The 2,373-nt window shown below is 63.9% G+C and carries 3 protein-coding genes; all 3 read right to left on the reverse strand.

Going from position 1 to position 2,373, the window contains the following annotated elements:
* On the reverse strand, positions 1-1,128 hold a 1,128-nt coding region (locus WBP53_RS05040; RefSeq protein WP_423926568.1), incomplete at its 3' end, for an efflux RND transporter permease subunit.
* Positions 1,125-2,201, reverse strand: coding sequence for an efflux RND transporter periplasmic adaptor subunit (locus WBP53_RS05045; protein ID WP_423926570.1), 1,077 nt, complete (start codon positions 2,199-2,201; stop codon positions 1,125-1,127). The genes WBP53_RS05045 and WBP53_RS05040, both read right to left, overlap by 4 nt.
* Positions 2,201-2,368: a DUF302 domain-containing protein gene (locus WBP53_RS05050; protein WP_423926572.1), complete on the reverse strand. Its 168-nt coding sequence runs from the start codon at positions 2,366-2,368 to the stop codon at positions 2,201-2,203. Before WBP53_RS05050 ends, WBP53_RS05045 begins: the two co-directional genes overlap by 1 nt.
* Positions 2,369-2,373: the final 5 nt, after the last annotated feature.

Consider the following 2,373-nt stretch of genomic DNA (forward strand, 5'->3'; position numbering starts at 1 on the left):
GCCGAGCGTGAGCAGCACCAGCAGGATCACCGAAAGTGTCGCGAACATGAGCTTCTGGATCAGCTTGTTGGCCTTGTCGCTGGCGGTCTGGCCGTAGTCGCGGGTGACCGTGAACTGCACGTCTGAAGGAATCACTTCGCCACTCAAGGCCTGCAGGCGCGCGCTGACGGCGGTGGTGATGTCGGCCGCATTGCTGCCGGGCTTCTTGGCAATCGCGAGGGTGACGGCTGGCGCGTGGCCACTGGCCGGACCGGGCGTGCCCGGAGCTGCGCCGTACCAGACATAGGTATCAGGCAGGTCGGCTCCCGCACGGATGTTGGCGACATCGGAAAGGAAAACCGGTTGACCCTTGTTGAGGCCGATGACGAGGGCCGCAACATCGGCCGCACTGGCCAGGAAGCTGCCAGCTGTTACCGGCACGGCGTGGCCATCGACAACGCGGTCGCCGGCTTGGCTGACCGTGTTGGCAGCGCGGATCGTGCTCGCCAGCTCCTGCATGGAAAGGCCATAGGCGGCGAGCTTTGGGGCATCGAGTTCAACCATGACCGCGCGCTCGGGAGCGCCGATCGTGTAGACATCGCGTGTGCCGGGAATGCGCTTGAGTTCGCTTTCCAGCGTATGGGCAACTTCGGCCAGCGTGGTGGGATTCTGCGCAGGTGCATCACTCCACAGGGTGACCGCCATGACCGGTACGTCATCAATACCCATCGGCCGGATCAGCGGCTGGCCCACGCCGAGTCCGGCCGGCACGAAATCCTGATTCTGGAAAACCTGGTTGTACAGGCGAACGATCGCCGTCTGCCGTGGTACGCCCACCTTGTATTCGACCGTGAAGATGGCAACACCCGGTCGGCTCATCGAATAGACGTGCTTGACGCCATCGATCTCCGACAGCTTCTGCTCCAGCGGATAGGCGACGAGGTTCTCGACATCGCGCACATCGGCGCCGGGAAACGGCACGATCACGTTCGCCATCGTCACGTCGATCTGCGGCTCTTCCTCGCGCGGCGTGATCATCGTCGCGGCAACGCCGAGCAGGATCGCCGCCAGCGCGAGCACCGGCGTCAACGGCGAGGACTGGAACGCGCGTGCGATGCGGCCGGAGAAGCCCAGCTTCGGTTCGCTCACTGCGTGTCTCCAGCATGCTGGCGAGCCAGCCACTGCGCGGCGACTTGCGGGTCAACCGCATAGTGTTCGCCGTCGGCGAGGCCGGAAAGGATTTCCACACTCTCGCCGATGCGTCGGCCGCTGCGTATCTGACGCAGTTGAACCGCATTGCCGTCAACCACATAGACGGCTTGCAGTTCGCCGCGCTGGATCAGCGCGCTGACCGGAAGCATCAGGCGCCTGACTTCACCGGTGGCGAACGCCGCCTTGACCGTCATGCCGGGAAACAGCCCAGTATCGTCGCCGGGCAGTTCGAGGCGCACGGTAAACGTGTGCGTGGCCGGATCGGCATACGGAAACACGGTGACCCTGGTCGCGGCCACGCGTGGCTGTTCCGGGTTGTCGAGAAGAATGTCGGCGGCCAGCATGCTGCGGATGGCTGCGATCGCGCTCTGTGGTACCTGTACCGAGACGCGCAAGTCCTTCAGCGACACGCCCGAGATCAAGGCTTGACCGAGTTGCACCGATTCACCGATCTGTACATGGCGCTCGGTAACAATGCCGGAATAGGGCGCGCGTACGACGGTGTAGTCCATCTGCTGGCCGATCTCTCGCGATTGCGCCTTTGCGGAGTCGAGTGCCGCCTTTGCGGAATCACGTCGCGCGCGTTCCTGGTCAAGCTGGGCCCTGGCCACGAGCTTGCGTTCATAGATATCGGAGATTCGCTTGTAGGCCGCCTCGGCTTCGTCGTAGCTGGCCTGTGCGGCGGCAATCTGCGCTTGCGCCCTGCTGCGTGCCGACTTCTGTTCGACGTCGGTGAAGCGCACGATCACGGCACCTTCGGGCACGGTGTCATTGACGTCGAACGGCAGCTCGATCACGCGTCCGCTGGTCTGCGCCGAGACGGTGGCCTGGTTGACTGCCTCGACTACACCATCCCAGATCTGCTCGCTGTGCACGACCTGCGTTTCGGCGATGGCGGTAGCGAACGTTGGCGTTGCCGTTGACGCCACGCTTTCCGGGGCGGAATTTCCACAGCCTGCGAGCAAGCCGAGGCTGCCTGCGGCCAACAACAACGAACGCGTGAAGTTCATCAGGCCGCCTCGTCGATCATCTGGATGGTGGCGGCTTCGACTTCGGCCGCGACCTTGGCCAGTGCGGGATCTTTCGAGAGCATGCCGAGCATGGGTTCTGGCCGGATCATGCCGATGCGTGTCTGCCCGCCCTCGGTGTAGACCGAGATCCGGCATGGCAGGGCCATGTTCA

The sequence above is a fragment of the Dokdonella sp. genome, from assembly GCF_049593775.1.
GTDB lineage: Bacteria > Pseudomonadota > Gammaproteobacteria > Xanthomonadales > Rhodanobacteraceae > Dokdonella.